The sequence below is a fragment of the Pseudomonas sp. R3.Fl genome (assembly GCF_023516765.1).
GTDB classification, from domain to species: domain Bacteria; phylum Pseudomonadota; class Gammaproteobacteria; order Pseudomonadales; family Pseudomonadaceae; genus Pseudomonas; species Pseudomonas citronellolis.
Map to the genome: position 1 here is coordinate 4,952,036 of NZ_JAMGSO010000001.1, position 19,093 is coordinate 4,971,128.

Annotated in this window: 15 protein-coding genes; 5 read left to right on the forward strand and 10 right to left on the reverse strand. The window is 63.0% G+C overall.

The genetic code is table 11. The features are described 5' to 3' along the window. Positions 1–39: 39 nt before the first annotated feature. Positions 40–312: a hypothetical protein gene (locus tag M8R19_RS21885; protein ID WP_249918900.1), complete on the reverse strand. Its 273-nt coding sequence runs from the start codon at positions 310–312 to the stop codon at positions 40–42. A 559-nt stretch (positions 313–871) separates the two neighbouring features. Here M8R19_RS21885 and M8R19_RS21890 point away from each other — a divergent pair. The 3 genes from M8R19_RS21890 to M8R19_RS21900 all read left to right on the forward strand — a co-directional run bounded on the left by M8R19_RS21890 (position 872) and on the right by M8R19_RS21900 (position 6,303). Continuing rightward, positions 872–2,488 carry a HamA C-terminal domain-containing protein gene (locus M8R19_RS21890; RefSeq protein ID WP_249918901.1) on the forward strand — a complete coding sequence of 539 codons (1,617 nt, stop codon included), beginning with the start codon at positions 872–874 and terminating at the stop codon, positions 2,486–2,488. Next, on the forward strand, positions 2,485–4,668 hold the full coding sequence (locus M8R19_RS21895) for a DEAD/DEAH box helicase (RefSeq protein WP_249918902.1): 2,184 nt from the start codon (positions 2,485–2,487) through the stop codon (positions 4,666–4,668). Before M8R19_RS21890 ends, M8R19_RS21895 begins: the two co-directional genes overlap by 4 nt. Before the next feature lie 324 nt (positions 4,669–4,992). Continuing rightward, the gene (locus tag M8R19_RS21900) at positions 4,993–6,303 is read left to right on the forward strand and encodes a DUF5623 domain-containing protein (RefSeq protein WP_249918903.1); all 1,311 of its coding nucleotides are present in this window, start codon (positions 4,993–4,995) and stop codon (positions 6,301–6,303) included. 226 nt (positions 6,304–6,529) lie between these two features. On the opposite strand, the gene M8R19_RS21905 is transcribed toward M8R19_RS21900, so the two are convergent. The 4 genes from M8R19_RS21905 to M8R19_RS21920 form a co-directional block, all read right to left on the reverse strand. Further along, positions 6,530–7,744: a tyrosine-type recombinase/integrase gene (locus M8R19_RS21905; RefSeq protein ID WP_249918904.1), complete on the reverse strand. Its 1,215-nt coding sequence runs from the start codon at positions 7,742–7,744 to the stop codon at positions 6,530–6,532. A 396-nt stretch (positions 7,745–8,140) separates the two neighbouring features. Then, positions 8,141–8,671, reverse strand: coding sequence for an inorganic diphosphatase (gene ppa, locus M8R19_RS21910; RefSeq protein WP_009615962.1), 531 nt, complete (start codon positions 8,669–8,671; stop codon positions 8,141–8,143). 82 nt (positions 8,672–8,753) lie between these two features. Continuing rightward, positions 8,754–9,572, reverse strand: a complete 819-nt coding sequence (locus M8R19_RS21915; RefSeq protein ID WP_249918905.1) for a M90 family metallopeptidase — start codon at positions 9,570–9,572, stop codon at positions 8,754–8,756. Positions 9,573–9,579: 7 nt separating this feature from the next. Continuing rightward, a complete protein-coding gene (locus tag M8R19_RS21920) occupies positions 9,580–10,239 on the reverse strand; it encodes a DedA family protein (protein ID WP_249918906.1) in 660 nt (219 codons plus the stop codon). Positions 10,240–10,430: 191 nt separating this feature from the next. Between M8R19_RS21920 and M8R19_RS21925 the strand changes: the two genes are divergently transcribed. Beyond that, complete coding sequence (locus M8R19_RS21925) at positions 10,431–12,011, forward strand: PP2C family serine/threonine-protein phosphatase (RefSeq protein WP_249918907.1); 1,581 nt, start codon at positions 10,431–10,433, stop codon at positions 12,009–12,011. On the opposite strand, the gene M8R19_RS21930 is transcribed toward M8R19_RS21925, so the two are convergent. From M8R19_RS21930 to eat, 5 genes are all read right to left on the reverse strand, one after another. Beyond that, positions 11,907–12,797 (reverse strand): substrate-binding periplasmic protein, encoded by an 891-nt coding sequence (locus M8R19_RS21930; RefSeq protein ID WP_074984937.1) that lies wholly within the window; start codon positions 12,795–12,797, stop codon positions 11,907–11,909. The two genes, M8R19_RS21925 and M8R19_RS21930, sit on opposite strands and share 105 nt — an antisense overlap. 92 nt (positions 12,798–12,889) lie before the next feature. Continuing rightward, positions 12,890–13,354 carry a GNAT family N-acetyltransferase gene (locus M8R19_RS21935; protein WP_009615966.1) on the reverse strand — a complete coding sequence of 155 codons (465 nt, stop codon included), beginning with the start codon at positions 13,352–13,354 and terminating at the stop codon, positions 12,890–12,892. Positions 13,355–13,937: 583 nt separating this feature from the next. Next, entirely contained in the window at positions 13,938–14,750 is an 813-nt protein-coding gene (gene eutC / locus M8R19_RS21940) for an ethanolamine ammonia-lyase subunit EutC (RefSeq protein ID WP_249918908.1), read from the reverse strand. A gap of 10 nt (positions 14,751–14,760) precedes the next feature. Next, on the reverse strand, positions 14,761–16,155 hold the full coding sequence (locus tag M8R19_RS21945) for an ethanolamine ammonia-lyase subunit EutB (RefSeq protein WP_249918909.1): 1,395 nt from the start codon (positions 16,153–16,155) through the stop codon (positions 14,761–14,763). 52 nt (positions 16,156–16,207) lie between these two features. Beyond that, on the reverse strand, positions 16,208–17,572 hold the full coding sequence (gene eat, locus M8R19_RS21950; protein ID WP_116425572.1) for an ethanolamine permease: 1,365 nt from the start codon (positions 17,570–17,572) through the stop codon (positions 16,208–16,210). Positions 17,573–17,855: 283 nt separating this feature from the next. Here eat and qhpR point away from each other — a divergent pair, with 283 nt between their 5' ends. Then, positions 17,856–18,905, forward strand: coding sequence for an AraC-like transcriptional regulator QhpR (qhpR, locus tag M8R19_RS21955; protein ID WP_249918910.1), 1,050 nt, complete (start codon positions 17,856–17,858; stop codon positions 18,903–18,905). Positions 18,906–19,093: the final 188 nt, after the last annotated feature.

Genomic DNA, 19,093 nt, shown 5'->3' on the forward strand with positions numbered 1-19,093 from the left:
AAAGGGATAAAAGGGAAGGGGAGCGAAGAACGAAGCCGATCAGGACGGCAGGTTGAAGCGATGTCCGCAAATCAGGCAGAGGTTGTTGGCGAGCACGTGACGATCCAACTGGTCGCCAAGTTGGGCGCCCAGAGCACAACCGCCGACACCGCCAGCCAAGCCGCCAAGAATGGCGCCGGACAACGAACCTAGGGTAATACCTAATGGACCAGCGAGAGCGCCAACTGCCGCGCCGGCCTGACCACCAGCGAGAGCGGCGGAAGCACCACGCGCGACACCACCGACCGTGCCGACGAGGGCACCGATCTTCATGGCGGGATGCAGGGTTGCGATCTTGGGGGAATTACAGCGAGGGCACTGCAATGACATGGAAGGCCTCCGTGGTGGGTATGTCATTGCAGTGATGTAGGACTGAGATTTTTTCGAATCGAATTGCTGTGACGTAGAAAACCCAAAGCTGCCGGTCGCGGCCGGCAGCAAGCGGCCAGCCGGCGCTCGTCCACTAGCCAGCGTGGCAACTCGACTGAGGTCGCATCGGGAACCGCCCCGACCCACTGTTTTGACGCCATAGGCCATCAGGAGGCCCGTGTAATTTTCGGTCTGCAAGCCACTTGCGGGTATCGGCCATCGAGCAGGGCGACCAAGGCTCCGCTATGGGGGGCAGCTTTTCATTTCAGCTTCGTGCCTGACCAGCGGCGCCTCCGCTGTTTGGACTGCCTCGGCAATAAGAGCTCTTTCAATGGGCCTTAGATGCATTGTTAGATCTCGTCAGACCCTACCTCCGGGCACCTAGGTGGCCAAGTGCCGTTATTCGAATGGACTATGGTGGAGGAATCCCCTAGATTCTCGGCAAATTGTCACGGACGTCGAGATGGAATCAAATGATTCAGGCGGTGTAGCCGCCAAGCACGGTTTCCTATTTCAGGACTGTGTTGCCGCTTACCATGTCACCCGAATGCTTCGTGACAAGACTATCCGCAGTGTCCGGTGCGAGGTCACAGACGATATCGACATCATATCGGACAGGCACATCGACTTCGTGCAGGTGAAAAGTACCGAGAAAGCACGCTGGAACATCTCCGACATCGTCAAGAACTCCAAGGGCGCCGATAAGAAAACAATCCCCTGCAGTTCAATATTGCACAAGTCGATGCAGTGCGAGTCAGGTGCCGGTTTGTCCCGTAGGTATTTGATCGTCACCGAAGACAAGGTGAACAAAACCCTAGAGTACCTGACGATCAGCCTCACAGCCCGGGCAGGTAAGCCTGGCCGGCAGGAGCTGATCGATGATCTCAACAAGCGTACGACGAATTACCAAACTGCGTTGGGTGTGAGCGTCGCCGACTGGGTCGAGGCGGCGACCTGGGAGGTCTATCACTCCCTGCGCGAGTTGGAGCTCATGGGGATTAGAAACATACGAATGGCCTCTGAGGATCTGCATGGGGTTATTCTCAGCTCCGAAAGCGTCGCTGAAGATATATGGTGCCGTATCCTCGACACCGTGACGCGTAAGGGCGAGTACTCTCGGCGCATCCACAGTGCTGATGACAAGACTTACACTCGACCAGACCTCCTGGAGTGGTTCAAGCTGCGTGTCGAGGATGATCAGTCTCGATCAGGCCGCAAAATCTACGTAAAACGGGACTTGCCCCACATTCTTTCGCCATTCAGAGCGCCTATGGTTTCGGCCTGCGCCAAGCGTAACGGGCAGGTACTACATCAGCAGTACTCGCTTAGGCAATACCGCTACAAGCACATCGTGGACAACGTCTGCCAATGGCTGGATGAGGTCTTTCTCCGGCCAAAAGAAATGTCCGATATTCACAAGCTGACGCTCGTAGAAAAGCAAGAACGACTACGAACGTCCGTCTTCAAATCACTCCATGATGTCCGTGAGTTTTTGGGACGAGTGCTGTTGCACGCCACGATTCGACAACACCATGAGAGTCAACCCATACCCTGCATGCTGTACGTGGAAAGGTCTGGGTCTGAGAAAATTCTCGAAAACGTGCACATCATTCGTCGCGATCCTGAAGGTGATCAGCTCTGGATTGGCTTCAGCGAGTTAGTGACTGATGTCGACATAGCCGTCAGATTGCCGCAGATACGAGATCAACTGTACGAAGATATTGCGGAGTGCATTGATACAGCGCGCAAAAAGATCCTCGACGTCAAAGACGATGACTACCTGCTTCGCCACGACATCGACGAGATCCTCGATGGCAGCCAGCCTTTCGATGCTCATCTCGATCGCTTCACGTTCGTCCTGTTCGTAGGCTATGACTCGCACCTGCTCACCGACCCTGAGACCCCGGGGTACGAGGATGACTTAGAGAAGGAAACGGCAGTGCTGTTCGAGAAATTCGCTGCTGACCTCATTGAGGGTTCGCCATTCGCGGCTCTTTGCGTCCACGTTTTTATCTATCCCGCTCCGAGTCTTGAACAGTTAACCAAATTGGTCGAGACCAAGGTGAAGGAGGTAATATGATGGAGTTCTATGAACAGGCGAAGCAAAGCCTGCAAGGTGAGGACTTCTCATCCTTCAAATACTTGTCTGTGATCAACAGGCTTCTGTCCAATCCAGTCTCCTATGACCTGGGACGAGACTTGATCGTGCGCGCTCTCGACGCGCGCGAGCGGTTTTCTGGCCATACCACCATTCTGAAAAACATGGTGAGAAAGTCTGGGCTGTTTCCGTACCTAAAAAAGGAATTCACCGATCTGACACCGGACGACCTCAGGGTGCTTGATTTGTACCGGACGCCGTTCTCGGACGACTTCGTTTTCCACTCGATGCAGTTCCACATATTCGATCTGCTCAAGGCAGGTCAAAACGTGGTGCTGAGTGCCCCTACGAGCATGGGCAAAAGCGCAATTGTCGATTCGTTGCTCGGCCTGGGCACTTTGAAGCGGCTCGTCCTGGTTGTTCCGACCGTGGCCCTTGCCGACGAAACTCGTCGCCGATTGCAAGAGCGGTTCGGTGGTCGATACCAGATCATTCACCACAGTTCCCAAGAATGCCATTCCGAGCAAGCTGTCTACGTGCTAACGCAGGAGCGGGTGAACGAGCGAGACGACATCGTCGACATCGACCTTTTCGTCATCGATGAGTTTTACAAGCTGGCATTCCGGGAGCTCAAAAACGGCACCGTGGATTACCAGGATGAGCGAGTCATCGAACTCAACATCGCGCTGAGCAAGCTGCTTAAGGTCTCCAAGCAGTTCTATCTGACCGGACCGTTCGTCAACAGCATTCGCGGCCTCGAAAGCCTCGGGTACCCGCATACCTTCGTATCCACCGACTTCAACACGGTTGCGCTCGATGTCCAAACCTTCGGTATCAAGGCGAATGATGACAAAGCCAAGCTCAGCGCGTTGGCTGAGATTGCGTGTGCATGCGTCGGTGCAACTATCATCTATTGCAAGTCGCCAACTGTTGCCGGCGTGGTTGCACGCGAGTTAATCAGGCTCGGACATGGCACTCCGACTACGAGTCCTCACATCGATTGGGTCAGCGAAGAATTCGATGTCGATTGGGATTACACCGTTGCACTCAGAAACGGTATTGGCTTGCATTTTGGCGCGTTGCCAAGGGCTCTACAGCAATACACCGCAGACCAGTTCAATGCTGGAAAACTACGCTTCCTTCTCTGCACGTCCACGATCATTGAAGGCGTCAACACCGTTGCCAAGAATGTCGTGATCTACGATAACCGCGACGGTATTCGCAGCATCGACAAATTCACCCACGGGAACATCAAGGGACGCGCCGGGCGCATGGGCGTTCACTTCGTGGGTAAAATCTTTTGCTTAGAGGAAATCCCGGAAGACAACCTAAACCAAGAGGTGGAGATTCCGCTCGGTATTCAAAGCATCGACACCCCGATCAACCTCTTAGCCAGCGTTCAGCCAGATCACTTATCTGAGTTTTCGCAGGATCGCTTTGATGAGGTCTTCGCGAATGATCGCGTTCCCATTGACCTCGTGAAGAAGCACTCGTACTTCCGTGTCGAGCAGTTCGAGGAACTGCATAGCATGATCGAGATGATGGACGACGCCGAGTTTGCCTCGCTGGTATTTCATTGGGCCCCCGCGACCAACTTTCTCAAGACTTTTGCAGCAATCATTGCCAGACTGGTGCCCCATACGTTCAGTCGCAATGGGGTCCAGGTTAACCCCACTGACGTCATGGTCGCCAAGCTCGCCGGTTACCTCACCGCTTCAAGCTATTCGGAATATCTGAAAAATCAGATTGCCTATGCGAGACAGTGGATCACCGAAGGGGAGAAACGCACGCTTTCAGGCGCGCTAAACAACGATTTGAAAATCATCAGCAATACCTTTGGATACACGCTGCCCAAACTTCTGAGCCTGCTGGAGGATGTCGTCAAATCTCATGCTCTGAAGCGAGATATCCGCAGCAAGATCGATTACACGCACGTCAAGATGACTTTCGAGAGCTTTCACCTGCCAGCCGGGGTTAATGCCTTGGAGGAAATCGGAATTCCAATTCAGACGCTACATCGCTTGGCCAAGAATCTGGAGTTTCCCGAGCAGGTCGACGTAGATGGCCTAGGCCAGTATCTTCGACAGACTCAGGGCTCTTGGCGTCAGTTCTTGGGGGATGTGGATCAGACGTTCATCAGGCGCGCACTCGGTATCGGATGATCACTCCTGTCCTCGCTTTCAAATCTGTACAGATAAGCCTTTCTGCCCCAGGGGACCTTATGGGGCGGGGGCTGCTCATTCCTCCAGCTTGCCTGATGACGGTGATTATTTATCGAGGTCTAAGGGCCGGGGCAAAAATTGAAGACTCCTGGCACTGACTTTGGCTTGTTGTTAGATTTGAGTTGCGCTGGGTAGGCGCAACTCACCCGTCAGTGGCAGCTGGAAATCGGCACTACCCTGTAAACCAAGCTCAAGGCCAAGGTTTTCTCTGGTCCCTCAGCAGCGTAGGCGGGTGGCGTGTGCAGAAGGGGCGAGGAAAAAACCATGCGCCATCAATCGAATTCCGCACTTCCTTCATCTCTGCCTGGCATCAAACGATCGGCTAAGTCGATCGGCCGGCAACAAGAGATTCCCCATTTTCAAGCGCTCAACCAGGCAGCCCAAAACTGCGGGTACCAGGATTATCACCATGCTCGTCGTGTCCTGGAACGGCTGAGTGTGGGCGATATCCCTACGCCGGGAAGCTACAGCATCTACCTGTCGGCCTATTGGCGCGACACGTCGACTAAGCCATTCCAGTGGGGACTGGAAACGCTGAAGATCGAGTTGCCCAGTCCGCTGCTTGTGATCGTGCAGAAGCACCAGTGCAGCAGTGCACGGAATCTTGATGGTTTCTATATCGAATACGATGACCACCTTGAGAGGCGTGGGGATCTGGGCTCGCAGGAGCGTGCGCATGAGGTGCTGTGCCGCGCTGCGCTGACGCTGCAGTTCATGGAGGCAACTCGTCTGCGCCCGGCAACGACCAAGGTTCAGCGGAAGAGGATGCAGATCGTCGAGAACTTGCCCAAGCGCGATCATCTGTCACGCTGGCTGGCTCCGTCTGGCCAGTGGATTGTCCTGGATGAGCCCTACGGTCATGTTACTGAGCCAGAGTTGTCGGCGGCGCGGGCAGCCTGGGTGGATAGTCATGGGTTGTTTTGGGCTCGACCAACGTGGGGTGGCCTCTATTACCCGAACAAAGCTGTTCCCCACTTGATCTGTGCCGACCAGGCGCTACTGCAGCAGGTGGTGCAGACGATCGAGGCCTTGCCAAAGGTAGTCCTTGATCTGGATGAATGGCAGGGCACTTCCGCTGACTACCTGTCGCAGTTTGTGAGCCCTTCGCGTGAAGCTGCTGGAGCGAAGCGCAAGCCACGCCCGGGAACCACCTATGGGGTTAGCAAAAACGCGATTGAGTACTGGCGCCGTCCAGGGTTCAAGCCGTTGTGGCGCCCTGATACGTCCATGAGCCTTGCTAACCACGTTGCGTTGGGCGAGATCTTCCAGCGGCTGAGCGTTTCCGATCTCCACATCGATGCCTACAACACGCTCGGTGGCATTCGGTCGGAGCTCGAAGACTGGATGTTTGCTGAAAATTCCTGGGGCAACCGGAAGTGCACCAGGGAGGAAGAGGATGCCTACTACAGCGGGAATGAGTTTGCGCGGTACCGGACGGCCAGGGAGCAACTGAAGGCCATCGATCGAGTACACGCGAAATTGACCCGTTCGTATCTTGATTGCGCACCGCTGCGCAAGATGCTCAAGCGCCTGGCGGCTGCACGTGCTGTCGTGGCTGCGTCTGTAGGATTTTAGCGAAGAGCCCAGGGGGACGTACCTCCCCCCCTAGGCCACATGAAGAAGAACTCCTGAGTCGATACTAGCTAAGTGGTATTGTGCGATGAAGGGGGCTCAGTGTATCCACTGGGGGCTACTAGTGGGCTGCCAGAAAGGCGTCGAGTGGTTGAGAAAGGCTAAGGCAGAGTGTGAACAGTCGGGATTGGTGGTCGATCTTTGCCGATAAGAAGGCGACTGAAGGGGGTTATTTCTGGCGCATGGGGTTTGTACAGAATTCAGCCCAATCAGCCATCAGCGCCCTGCGTTTCTCTAGAAAGTCTGAGCGAGAGTAAGCGGCTTCGGTCTGATCCCGTTCGTCATGAGCGAGTGCGAGTTCGCATACCTCTCGTGGGTAGTGAGTGTTCTCGTTGGCCCAGTCGCGGAATGTGGAGCGAAAGCCATGTCGAGTAATGTCTGCATGCCCTAGCTTATGCAGGAGGTTGCGTATGGCATTGGCATGTATGGCACCGCTCTTGCCTTTTCCTGGGAACAGATACGGCGAATCCGTACGAGGCAGGCTTTGCAGGATATCCACAGCCTGAGAGGGTAGGGGAATGACGAACGGCTTTCTCATCTTCATGCGTTCGGCCGGAAGCGCCCATGTCCCAGCTGCAAAGTCCATCTCGGGCCATTGCGCAAAGCGGATCATGTGGGAGCGAGCCCCAGTTAGGATCAGCAGGCGTGCGGCTACCGCATCCCGACTGGAGTCTTGAGCCAATTTGCTCATCAGCTTCGGCAAGTCACGCCAATGCATGGCTGGGAAGTGTTGGCGTTGCCGAGCTTTCTTCTTTTCAGCTTTGCTGAGGAGGTTTTCCAGATGGCCGCGCCAGCGGGCGGGATTGTCACCGCCGCGAAGGCGGCGAGCCTTTGCTGCATCTAGCACTTGCTCGATTTGTCCGCGCACCTCATCGGCGGTGCGTGTTTTTGTCGACCAAATCGGCCGCAAGACGCTCAGCATGTGATCGGTTTGGATGTCGTCAGCCGATAGCTTCCCGATGATGGGGAATGCGTATAGCTCCAGCTTCCGCAGCCAGCCCTTACGCCATTTTTCAGACCAGGTGGCTCCATGGGCCTGTTGATGATCGCGGGCAAGATCTTCGAACGTGGTACGACGCGCTGCAGCTTGGCGCTCAGCCTCTCGCTTCGCTTCTCGTTCTGCATCTCGGGCGGCTAGGGGATCAATCCCGGTCGCGAGAAGTTTTCGCTGATCCGCTGCGAGTTGCCGCGCTTGGCTGAGGGTAATGACCGGGAAGGGGCCGAGTCCCATTTCACGGCTTCGCCCGTCCAGCTTGTAACGAAAGATCCAGCTCGAAGAGCCGCCTTTGGCTACCTGGAAGTAGAGCCCATCGCCATCGTTGGTTTTTCCAGGTTCTGCAGTCCTAGCCAAGGATTCGATGGTCTTGGTCGTTAGCTTACCCATACAGACTCCCTATCTACCCACACCTTCACCCACACTTTGGCGGGAGATTCTATCGATTATTGGTGGATGTTGAGAGACAGATGGTACGTCTCAAGCCCTTGATTTTCTAGGGCTTGACGGACATTGGTGGATTTCTGCAGGCATTAAAAAAGCCGGCTTGTGGCCGGCTCTTCAGGGGGTGGCCCGTCCTTACTTCTGGTAAGCAGCGACCGCCTTTGAATTCTGTGGACGCGGCTCTGGGACCGGCGTCGTGGGCGCGCACTTTAGCAAATTCGGCCGGGCTTGCCTAATGGCATTTCCGCCGGGCGCCGTCGTTGCGACGAGCGTGCCCGTCGCGCGCAGAAAAAAGCCCCGCGCGGGGGCGGGGCTTCTTCGTGGCGGGTTGCCCCGCGACCATCACTTGGCCTGGAAGGCGGCGACGGCCTTGGTGATGTAGGAGCGTGCTTCTTCGGCGTTGCCCCAACCTTCGACCTTGACCCACTTGCCCTTCTCGAGGTCCTTGTAGTTCTCGAAGAAGTGCTTGATCTGCTCCAGCAGCAGGGCCGGCAGGTCGGTGTATTCCTTCACGTCGTGGTACAGCACGCTCAGCTTGTCGTGCGGTACGGCGATCAGCTTGGCGTCGCCGCCGGCTTCGTCGCTCATGTTCAGCACGCCGACCGGACGGGCGCGGATCACCGAACCCGGGGCCACCGGGTAGGGGGTCACGACCAGCACGTCCAGGGGGTCGCCGTCGTCGGCCAGGGTGTTGGGGATGAAGCCGTAGTTGGCCGGGTAGAACATCGGGGTGGCCATGAAACGGTCGACGAACAGGCAGTCGGTGTCCTTGTCGATCTCGTACTTGATCGGCGCGTGGTTGGCCGGGATCTCGATGGCGACGTAGATGTCGTTCGGCAGGTCTTTGCCAGCCGGGATGCTGCTGTAGCTCATGGACGACTCCAAGGGGGTTGGTCGGGCCGAAAAAGTGCGGCGGATTATAGGCAGATTGCCGTGGTCAAGCCACAGACATCGCTCAGTGCGCCGGAGTTTCCTGATAGTCGGGGTGCTCGCGCTGCAGTCGTTGCAGGCGCGCAAGCGGATCTTGCCGGTAGAACAGCCCCAGTTGCTCGTAGACCTTCGGATAGGCCCGGTGCAGCAGGTCCGGGGCGGTGAAGAAGTATTCGCTGGTGACGGCGAAGAATTCCGCCGGGTTCTCCGCCGCGTAGGGGTCGATGGCGGTGTGCGCCTCGGGATGGCGGTCGAGCTTGCGGTTCATCTCGTCGTAGGCCGATTTCATCGCCGCCGACCAGTCGCCGATGCGCATGTCGCGGTGCAGCGGCGGCAGGCCGTTGGCGTCGCCGTCGAGCATGTCCAGCTTGTGCGCCAGTTCGTGGATCACCAGGTTGTAGGCGTCCCAGCCGCCGCCGTTTTCCACTCCGGGCCAGGCCAGCACCACCGGGCCCTGCAGCGAGGTTTCGCCGCTGCGCTCGTCGTCGAACTCGTGGATTACCCCGGCCGGGTCGCGGTGCTTCTGCGGGCTGAGGAAGTCGTCCGGGTAGAGCACCAGCTCGTGGAAACCGCCGTACCAGTTCAGCTCTGGCAGGTGCAGCAGCGGCAGCTGGGCCTGGGCCGCCAGCAGCAGGCAGCGGAAGTCGTCCAGCTCGACGCCGGGCAGGGCGGTGAGGTGCTTGTCGCGCAGGAACAGCAGCGCCCGCTCGCCGAGCAGGCGCAGTTCCTCTTCGCTCAGGCCGTCGAGGATCGGCAGGTGGCGCAGCACCTCGGCCCACAGCTGGGCGTCCAGCGGGTGGCGGGTGAGGAAGCGCCGGCGGCGCCAGGCGCTGAACGACCACATCGCGGTATCAGCGCTCCGAGGCCTGCGGCTTGCCGTTGCGCGCCAGCTTGTGGCGGATCACGCCGATCAGCATGGGCACCAGGGAGAAGGCGATGATGGCGATGATCATCACCGACAGGTTCTGTTTGATGAAGGGCACGTTGCCGAAGAAGTAGCCCAGGGTGACCAGGCCGCCGACCCAGGCGATGCTGCCGGCGACGCTGAAGAACAGGAAGCGCAGGTAGGGCATGTAGGCCATGCCGGCGACGAAGGGGGCGAAGGTGCGCACGATGGGTAGGAAGCGCGCGAGGGTCACGGTCTTGCCGCCGTGGCGCTCGTAGAAGGCGTGGGTCTGGTCCAGGTAGTCGCGGCGGAACACCTTGGAGTCCGGGTTGCTGAACAGGCGCTTGCCCAGGGTTCGGCCGATCACGTAGTTGGTGCTGTCGCCGCTGATGGCCGCGAACAGCAGCAGGCCGCCCAGCACCCACGGGTCCATGCCGCCGGTGGCGCAGATGGCGCCGGCGATGAACAGCAGGGAGTCGCCGGGGAGGAAGGGCGTTACCACCAGGCCGGTTTCGCAGAAGATCACCAGGAACAGGATGGCGTAGATCCAGACCCCGTAGTCGCTGACCAGCAGCGAAAGATAGGTGTCGAGGTGCAGGACGAGGTCGATCGGGTTGAAATCCATGAGGAGCCTTGAAAACCGCGTGGTGAACTGCCGAGCCCGGCATTATAGGCACCCCCGCGTTACAGTGGGGCGCGCTTTGTCGCAGGCGTCTGCCTAGGACAGGTTGCAGGATATTACAGCGCGCGAGTGAAAAGACTGTCGGCATGAAGGCTGCAGTTCCGCAGTGGAAATCTCTGTCGGAACCTCGCCCCATGTCCCTGCGTCTTGCCCATTCGCCCCTGCCCGGTGTCGCCCTTGGCGCCGGGCCCGATCTGCCGGCCCAGGCGGCGCGGGTGCGCGCCGAGTGGCTGGGCGGGCGCCAGGGGCGGCCGGCGCTGTTCATGCTGGGGCTGCTCTGGGGGCGCGGCTGCCCCAATCTGGTGCAGGAGCTGGAGGTGCAGCTGGATACGCTCTTCGCCGATTTCGCCTGCGCGCCCGACGCCTGGTCCGAGGCCCAGGCGGTGCGCCAGGTGCTGGCGTCGCTGAACATGCTGAATTTCCGCCGCGCCCGGGCTGGCCGGCCAAGCGCCGAACTGGCCGCGGGCGTGCTGTTGGTCCAGGGTGGGCAGGCGCATTTCCTGCGTTGCGGCAACATCGGCCTGCTGCGTTACCGCGCCGGTGAGCTGCAGGCCCTGCCCGGCCGGGAGGATGGCAGCCTGGGTGGCCAGGCCGAGCTGCCGCTGACCCAGCACAACCTGTCGCTGCAGGCGGGTGAGGCCTTGCTGATGGCGCCACAGCCGCTGCTCGAGGTGATCGATCGCCGGCCGCTGCTGGAGGGCCTTGGACGGCTCGCCGAGGCTGAGCTGCCGGTGTTGTTGGAGCCGCTGCTGCGGGCGCCCGGCGCCGCCGCGCTGGTGTTGCCGGAGTGCCTGGTGGCGCAGCCGGGCCTGCCCGTGCCCACCGGCTGGCCGGCGCCGCCGGTGCTGCGGCCGGGGATAGCGCTGGAAGGCTGGCGGCTGCTGGAGGCCTGCCCCTATGGGCCCGAGGGGCGGCTGTTCCGCGTGCGTCACGAGGATGGCCGCGAGGCCTGGCTGCTGGCCGCGGCACAGGCTGCCGACCAGGCCTTCTGGCTGCGCGAATGGGCGCTGCGTGGCTGCAAGGTGGCGAGCCTGCCCGACGTGCTCTCACCCCGTGTGCCGCGCCAGCATGCCTACCAGCTGTTCGCCCTGCCGGCGGGGCGCTGGCGCAGCCTGGCGGATTGGCGCGGCGCCTGGCGCAAGCCGGGCCCGGCGGAGCTGCTGGGCTTGCTGCGGCAACTGGTGGAGGCCCTGCGGGCTCTGCAGCGGCGGGGCATGCAGGGGCTGTGGATATCTCCGCGGCAGATCGTGGTGGACGAGCGCGGGCGCCTGCTGCTGTTGCCGGAGCTGGCGGCGATCGTGCCGGGCTGCCCGCGTCAGGCGTTGCCGGCCGATGTGCTGCCGCTGGCGCCGGAGCTGCGCGCGGGCGGAGCGCTGGACAGCCGCGCCGAGCAGTTCGTGGTGGCCGCCTATGCCTACTGGCTGGCCAGCGGGCGCTGGCCCGAGCCGGCCTTGCCGGAGGCTGGCGCGGCAGTGCGTTATCAACCCCTGGCGGACCTCGGGGTGGCTGTGCCGCCCGGCTGGGATGGTTGCCTGGCGTGGGCCCTGGCGCCGGAGCCGGAAAACCGCTTCGAGGCGCTGTCGGAACTGGTCCAGGCCCTGGAGTCCGGGTTAGCGCAGGCTCGCCTGCCAGTCCAGGGTTGGCGCCGCTGGGCGGTTGTCGGCGCCTTCGCGGGCGCGGTCGTGGCCGGCGGCGCCTGGTACCTGCTCGGCTAGCGGGTGTTCGGCCACGGCGCGCATGCCCTGGGCGGTTTCCAGGTGGGCGTCGGCGATCAGCTGTTGCAGGCGACCGCTCTGGCGCAGCGTACGCAGGCCGCGGTCGAGGTTGGCGGCCAGCGCCTCGCCGCCGGTGCGGGTCTTGGGAATCAGCACGTAGAGGGGCTTGACCTCAAGCGGCGGCTCGATGAATTCCAACTGTTCGCGCAGCGCCGGGGCGTTGCGCGCCAGCAGGTGGTAGCCGGTGTAGCGGTCCACCACCGCCAGGTCGAGGCGCCCGCGCAGGAGCTTTTCCAGGTTCTGCCAGTCGTTGTTGACCACTTCCTTGGTGAGGAAGTCAGCCTTGTCGAAGTCCGCCTGGTTGACGTAGCCGCGCACCACGCCGATGCGGTAGGGGCGCAGGCTGTCGAGGTCGCCGGCGCGGTAGGCGATGGCGCGGTCGCGGCGGTGGAAGAAGCCCAGCTGCGAGTCCAGCAGCGGCATCGAGGTGTAGAAGTCGCGGCTGCGGTCGGCCGACAGGTAGGCCGGCATCAGGGCGTCGTAGTGGCCTTCGCGGGTTTCGTTGAGGGCCCGCTGCCAGGGCAGGAACACCCGTTCGGCGCGGTCGCCGTTGAGCGCCAGGGCCTCGTCGAGGATGCGGCTGGCCAGGCCCTGGCCGGGCAGGTCGGCGCCGACGTAGGGTTCCCAGTCGAGGGTGGCCACGCGCAGGGTATCGGCCTGGACGGTGCCCAGGCCGAACAGCAGGAGCAGGGTGAAGTGACGCAGTAGACGCTGGGGATTGCCCATGGAGCCCCTTAGCCGCCGAACGCCGGGCGGCACGTGCGATGCTTCACTGTAATGCTGGCGTTAAGCCATTGCCAGCGTAATGCGCCCTCGGCTTAGACGAGATCGTCACTGATGGGCAGGATGTAGTTCTTGAACTCGGTGTCCTCGCGGAAGCCGATGGACTCGTAGACCTTCTGCGCCACCTCGTTGTTGGTGCTGGTGGACACGCGCATGCGCACGGCGTTGGTTTCCCGCGCCATCTGCCGGGCGTGCTGCAGCAGGTGGTCGGCCACCAGCTGGCGGCGGGCGTCCTCGGCGACGTAGATGTCGTTGAGGATCCACACGCGCTTGAGCGACAGCGAGGAGAAGCTCGGGTAGAGCTGGCAGAAGCCCAGCAGCTTGTCGTCGCTGTCGTCCGGCAGCGCCAGGTAGATCACCGACTCCTTGCGCTTGAGGCGCTTCTCGAGGAATTTCCGCGAGGATTCGGGGTAGGGCAGCATCCCGTAGAACTCACGGTACTTGACGAACAGCGGGGCGAGCAGGTCGAGGTGATCGAGGGTGGCTTGCACGATGCGCATGGGCGGATCTCTGCGTTCGGTGAATGGGCTGCTGTCACGATGCAGGTGCTGTGCCAGCACAGCACTGCCCGGATGCTGCACCAGAAATCGTTGAAAGCGCAATCCAAGCGAGCGTTTGATCGACAGTGGTGTTTCGGTGTGCGTGTGGGGTGGCGGTGTTCCGGCCAACGGCGGATAACCGCGAACGGTTATGCGCCCTACGTTCCATGGGCTCGGCCGTAGGAGCGGATTCATCTGCGATAGCCGGCCACGCACCCTGCTCATGTAGGAGCGCGCCCTGCGCGCGAATCGCGGGCAGGGCCCGCTCCTACGCCCTCCGGCAAACACAAGACCCGTAGGATGGCGTTGAGCGAAGCGATACCCATCACCACGACCGCATGGGTTTCGCCAAGGCTCAACCCATCCTACGAAAAGCGCCTTGGCGCAGCCGGCAAGACAGTTGCTCCTACCGTACGGGCAGGCCCGGCTTCTCGTAGGAGCGAGCTTGCTCGCGAACAGACGCCGTGCCATGTGGTTCGCGAGCAAGAACTAGGCGTCCCCCTCGATCCTACGAAGGAAGAAGGGCGCTTCGGCGCAGCCGGCCTCAGCGCCCGGCCAGCAGGAAGTTGGCCCCCGGCCCCTGGCCTTCCAGCGTCGGCAGTTCCGCCTCGTCCTTCAGGTTCACCCCCGAGAGCTGGCGGCGGCAGGCTTCGCGCATCAGGTACAGCAGGCGGTGGGCGGCCATGCCGTAGCTCAGGCCTTCCAGGCGCACGTTGGAGATGCAGTTGCGGTAGGCGTCGTTCAGGCCCACCTTCGGCGCCCAGGTGAAGTACAGGCCGAGGCTGTCCGGCGAGCTGAGGCCGGGGCGTTCGCCGATGAGGATGACCACCATCTTCGCCCGCAGCAGTTCGCCCACCTCGTCCGCCACCGCGACGCGTCCCTGTTGCACCAGGGCCACCGGCGACAGGCTCCAGTTCTCGGTTGCGGCCATGTCCTCCAAGCGTTCCAGGAAGGGCAGGGCATGGCGCTGCACGGCCAGCGCGGAGAGACCGTCGGCCACCACCACGGCCAGGTCGTAGCCCGCGGGGTTGGCCTCGCCGTGCCGGCGCAGCAGCGCTGCCGAATCTTCATTCAGGCGGCGGCCCAGGTCGGGGCGCTGCAGGTAGGTGTGGCGGTCGGCGGCGGCGCTGTGCAGCAGCAGGCTGGCGCGCCCGCGTTCGGCCAGGGCGGCGCTCAGGCCGGCATGGTCGAAGGGCAGGTGCACGGCGTCGCGGGCCTGGGCGTGGGCGAACTGGAAGTCCAGTTGCGCCCTGGTCGGCAGGCTGGTGCCGGCGCGGCCCAGGGCGATGCGCGCGGGGGTCAGGCGGCGCAGTTCCTGCCAGGGGTTGGGGGTGGCGGTGGACTTCTCTTCGCTCATCCGCGCGTCCTCAGTTCAGTTGCGCCAGGGCCGGGCGGAACGCCGGCGGCAGTTGCTCGGCCAGGCGCACCTTGCCTTCGCGCTGCTGCAGGATGTGCATGCGTTCCAGCCACTCCTCGAACTCCGGCGCCGGGCGCAGGCCCAGGCTCTGGCGGGCGTAGAGGGCGTCATGGAAGGAGGTGGTCTGGTAATTGAGCATCACGTCGTCGGAGCCGGGGATGCCCATGATGAAGTTGATGCCGGCCACGCCCAGCAGGGTCAGCAGCATGTCCATGTCGTCCTGGTCGGCCTCGGCATGGTTGGTGTAGCAGATGTCGCAGCCCATGGGCACGCCGAGGAGCTTGCCGCAGAAGTGGTCCTCCAGGCCGGCGCGGATGATCTGCTTGCCGTTGTACAGGTATTCCGGGCCGATGAAGCCGACCACGGTGTTCACCAGGAACGGCTTGAAGTGCCGCGCCACGGCGTAGGCGCGGGCCTCGCAGGTCTGCTGGTCGACGCCGTGGTGGGCGTTGGCCGAGAGCGCGCTGCCCTGGCCGGTCTCGAAGTACATGAGGTTGTCGCCCAGTGTCCCGCGCTTGAGTGACAGGCCCGCTTCGTAGCCTTCCTGCAGCACCGCCAGGCTCACGCCGAAGCTGGCGTTGGCCGCCTCGGTGCCGGCGATGGACTGGAACACCAGGTCCAACGGCGCGCCGCGGTTGATCGCCTCGATGGAGCTGGTGACGTGGGTCAGCACGCAGGACTGGGTGGGGATTTCGTAGCGCTGGATGATGGCGTCGAGCATCTCCAGCAGGGTGCAGATGGATTGCAGGCTGTCGGTGGCCGGGTTGATCCCCAGCATGGCGTCGCCGTTGCCGTAGAGCAGGCCGTCGAGGACGCTGGCGGCGATGCCGGCCGGGTCGTCGGTGGGGTGGTTGGGCTGCAGCCGGGTGGACAGCCGGCCGCGCAGGCCCAGGGTGTTGCGGAAGCGGGTGACCACGCGGATTTTCTGCGCCACCAGCACCAGGTCCTGCACGCGCATGATCTTCGATACCGCCGCCGCCATCTCTGGCGTCAGCCCCGGCGCCAGGGCGCGCAGGCTGGCCTCGTCGGCGGCGTCGCCGAGCAGCCAGTCGCGGAAGTCGCCCACCGTCAGGTGGCTGACCGGGGCGAAGGCGGTGCGGTCGTGACCGTCGATGATCAGGCGGGTGACTTCGTCCTGCTCGTAGGGGATCAGCGCCTCGTCGAGGAAGCGCTTGAGCGGCACCTCGGCCAGGGCCATCTGCGCGGCCACGCGCTCGGCGTCGCTGCCGGCGGCGACGCCGGCCAGGCAGTCGCCGGAGCGCGCCGGGCTGGCCTTGGCCATCAGCTGCCTGAGGCTGTCGAAGCGCCAGGTCTGGCCACCGACGCTGTGGGCGTATCCGGGCATGGGAACTCCTTGTGCTCAACGGCGCCGGACCTCGCGGCCCGGCGCGGGTGGATCAACCTTCGCTGGCGAAGCTGGCCGGTACGCCACGGCGCGCGGCGATCACCAGGTTGCAGCAGATGAAGCCGGCGAGCATCAGCGCCAGGAACACCAGGGCGATCACCTGGTTGTACCACAGCATGGCAGCCAGGCAGACCAGTGCCAGGGCCAGGGCGATGCCCGGCACGATCGGGTAGCCGGGCGCGCGGAAGGTGCGCTCCAGGTGCGGCTCGCTGCGGCGCAGCTTGAACAGGCTGAGCATGCTCATGATGTACATGACGATGGCGCCGAACACGCTCATGGTGATCATTGCGGCGGTCAGGGTCATGCCCTGCAGGCTGATCAGGTTGTCGCTGAAGATCGCCGCGATGCCCACCACGCCGCCGGCGAGGATGGCCCGGTGCGGCGTCTGGAAGCGCGACAGCTTCGCCAGGCCCGCGGGCAGGAAGCCGGCGCGGGCCAGGGCGAAGAATTGCCGCGAGTAGCCGAGGATGATGCCGTGGAAGCTGGCCACCAGGCCGAACAGGCCGATCCACACCAGCATGTGCATCCAGGTGGAGTTGTTGCCGACCACCGCCTTCATCGCCTGCGGCAGTGGGTCGTTGATGTTCGACAGCTCGCGCCAGTCGCCGACGCCGCCGGCGAAGATCATCACGCCGATGGCCAGCGTCACCAGGGTGAGGATGCCGGCGATGTAGGCGCGCGGGATGGTGCGTTTCGGGTCCTTGGCTTCCTCGGCGGCCATGGCCGCGCCCTCGATGGCGAGGAAGAACCAGATGGCGAAGGGAATGGCCGCGAAGATGCCGCCGATGGCCGCGCTGCTGAAGGTGCTGGAGCCGGCCCAGCCGTTGAGCACGAAGTTGCTGAAGCTGAAGCCCGGCGCCACCACGCCCATGAATACCAGCAGCTCGGCCACCGCGAGCACGGTGACCACCAGCTCGAAGGTGGCGGCGATGCTCACGCCGAGGATGTTCAGCGTCATGAAGATGGCGTAGGCGCCGGTGGCCGCCCATTTCGGGTCCAGCGCCGGGAACTGCACGTTGAGGTAGGCGCCGATGGCCATGGCGATGGCCGGCGGGGCGAAGACGAATTCGATCAGGGTGGCGATGCCGGCGATGGTCGCGCCGTTCTTGCCGAAGGCCCGCAGGCTGTAGGCGAAGGGCCCGCCGGCGTGGGGGATGGCGGTGGTCAGCTCGGTGTAGCTGAAGATGAAGCAGGTGTACATCAGGGCCACCATCAGGGTGGTGACCAGGAAGCCCAGGGTGCCGGCGGTGCCCCAGCCGTAGCTCCAGCCGAAGTACTCGCCGGAAATCACCAGGCCCACGGCCAGGCCCCAGAGGTGCAAGGTTCCCAGCGTCGGTTTTAGTTGTGATGCGCTCATTGCGGACTCCTCTGCCCCTCGGGGCGTGGACGGGTTGCCTGGCTTCGATGGTAGCGACGGCGGGGGCCCAGGACTTGACCCTGGAGCCCGCCGTGCGGCCTCTGCGGTCAAGTTGCAACGAGGTGTTACCCATCGCCCCAGGATGGCGCGGGGCCTGCACGGGAATGTCGCGTCCACGGGCCGATGCGGCGGCTGTCATGGGGTATTTCGGGCCTCCGGGGCGAGGCACGGTAATTGCTATGTGGTTTTGTCGGATAAGCGATCAATAACAACGAGCGTGCCCATGAACCCGTCCCTGTTTTCCTGTGCCGTCGCCACGCCCTCGGCGAGCAACCTGGGCGTGCTGTCCGCCGCCGCCAGCGGCCTGGATGGCTTCATCACCGCGCAGGGCGGCGACATCGACCGGGTCTTCGGCCGCGCCGGCATCGACCCCGAGCGCCTGCGCCACCCCACCCTGAGCCTGGCCCTGACCAACTATTGCCAGGTGCTGGAGGAGGCGGCGCGGCAGTCCGGCTGCGACAACTTCGGCCTGCGCTACGGCCAGCAGTTCCAGCCCCGCGCCCTTGGCCTGCTGGGCTACGTGGGGCTGTGTTCGGAAACCCTGGAAGACGCCCTGCGCAACTTCGCCGCGGCCTTTCCCTTCCACCAGCACAGCACCCTGATCCGCCTGGTGGATTGCGGCGAGTGCTTCCGCTTCGACTACCAGGTGCAGCACGGCGCCATCCTCGACCGCCGGCAGGATGCCGAGCTGACCATGGGCATGGCGCTGAACCTGCTGCGCCATGCCCTCGGCCAGGACTGGTCGCCGCGCGCGGTGGGCTTCGAGCACGCCCGCCCGGAGGGCTGGCAGGAGCATGCGCGGGTGTTCGGCGCGCCGGTGCATTTCCAGCGCGGCTGTAATTCGCTGCTGGTGCCCAAGGCCGACATCAAGGGCCGGCTGATGCCCGAGCGCGACGCCAACCTGCTGTTCCTGGTGCAGGACGTGATCCGCCGCCTCGGCGAGCAGGGTCGCGGGCCGGACCTGCTGGAAGACGCCGGCACCCATATCCGCCTGGCCCTGAGCGAGGGCGAACCGGTGCTGGAACTGATCGCCGAGCGCCTGGAGCTGACCACCGCCGGCCTGCAACGGCGCCTGCGTGAGGCGGGGCTGAGCTTCAGCCAACTGGTGGAAAACACCCGCCGCGAACTGGCGGTGCACTACCTGCGCCAGCGCCAGCGGCCGATCTCCGAACTGGCGCCGCTGCTGGGCTACTCCGAGACCAGCGCCTTCTCCCGCGCCTTCCGCCGCTGGTTCGGCGTGAGCCCGCGGCAGTGGCGCAGCGACGAGGCCTGATCTTCCCGGCCGCGCCGGCGCGCTCTTCGTAGGAGCGAGCTTGCTCGCGAACAGACCCCGCTGCGGGGCTCATTCGCGAGCAAGCTCGCTCCTACGAAAAGCCGTGCACGCCTGCAACGTAGGACCTTGACCGCGATAACCGGAGATTCCGGCGCGGATTATGCTGCGCGACCCGCGCCGCTCCTACA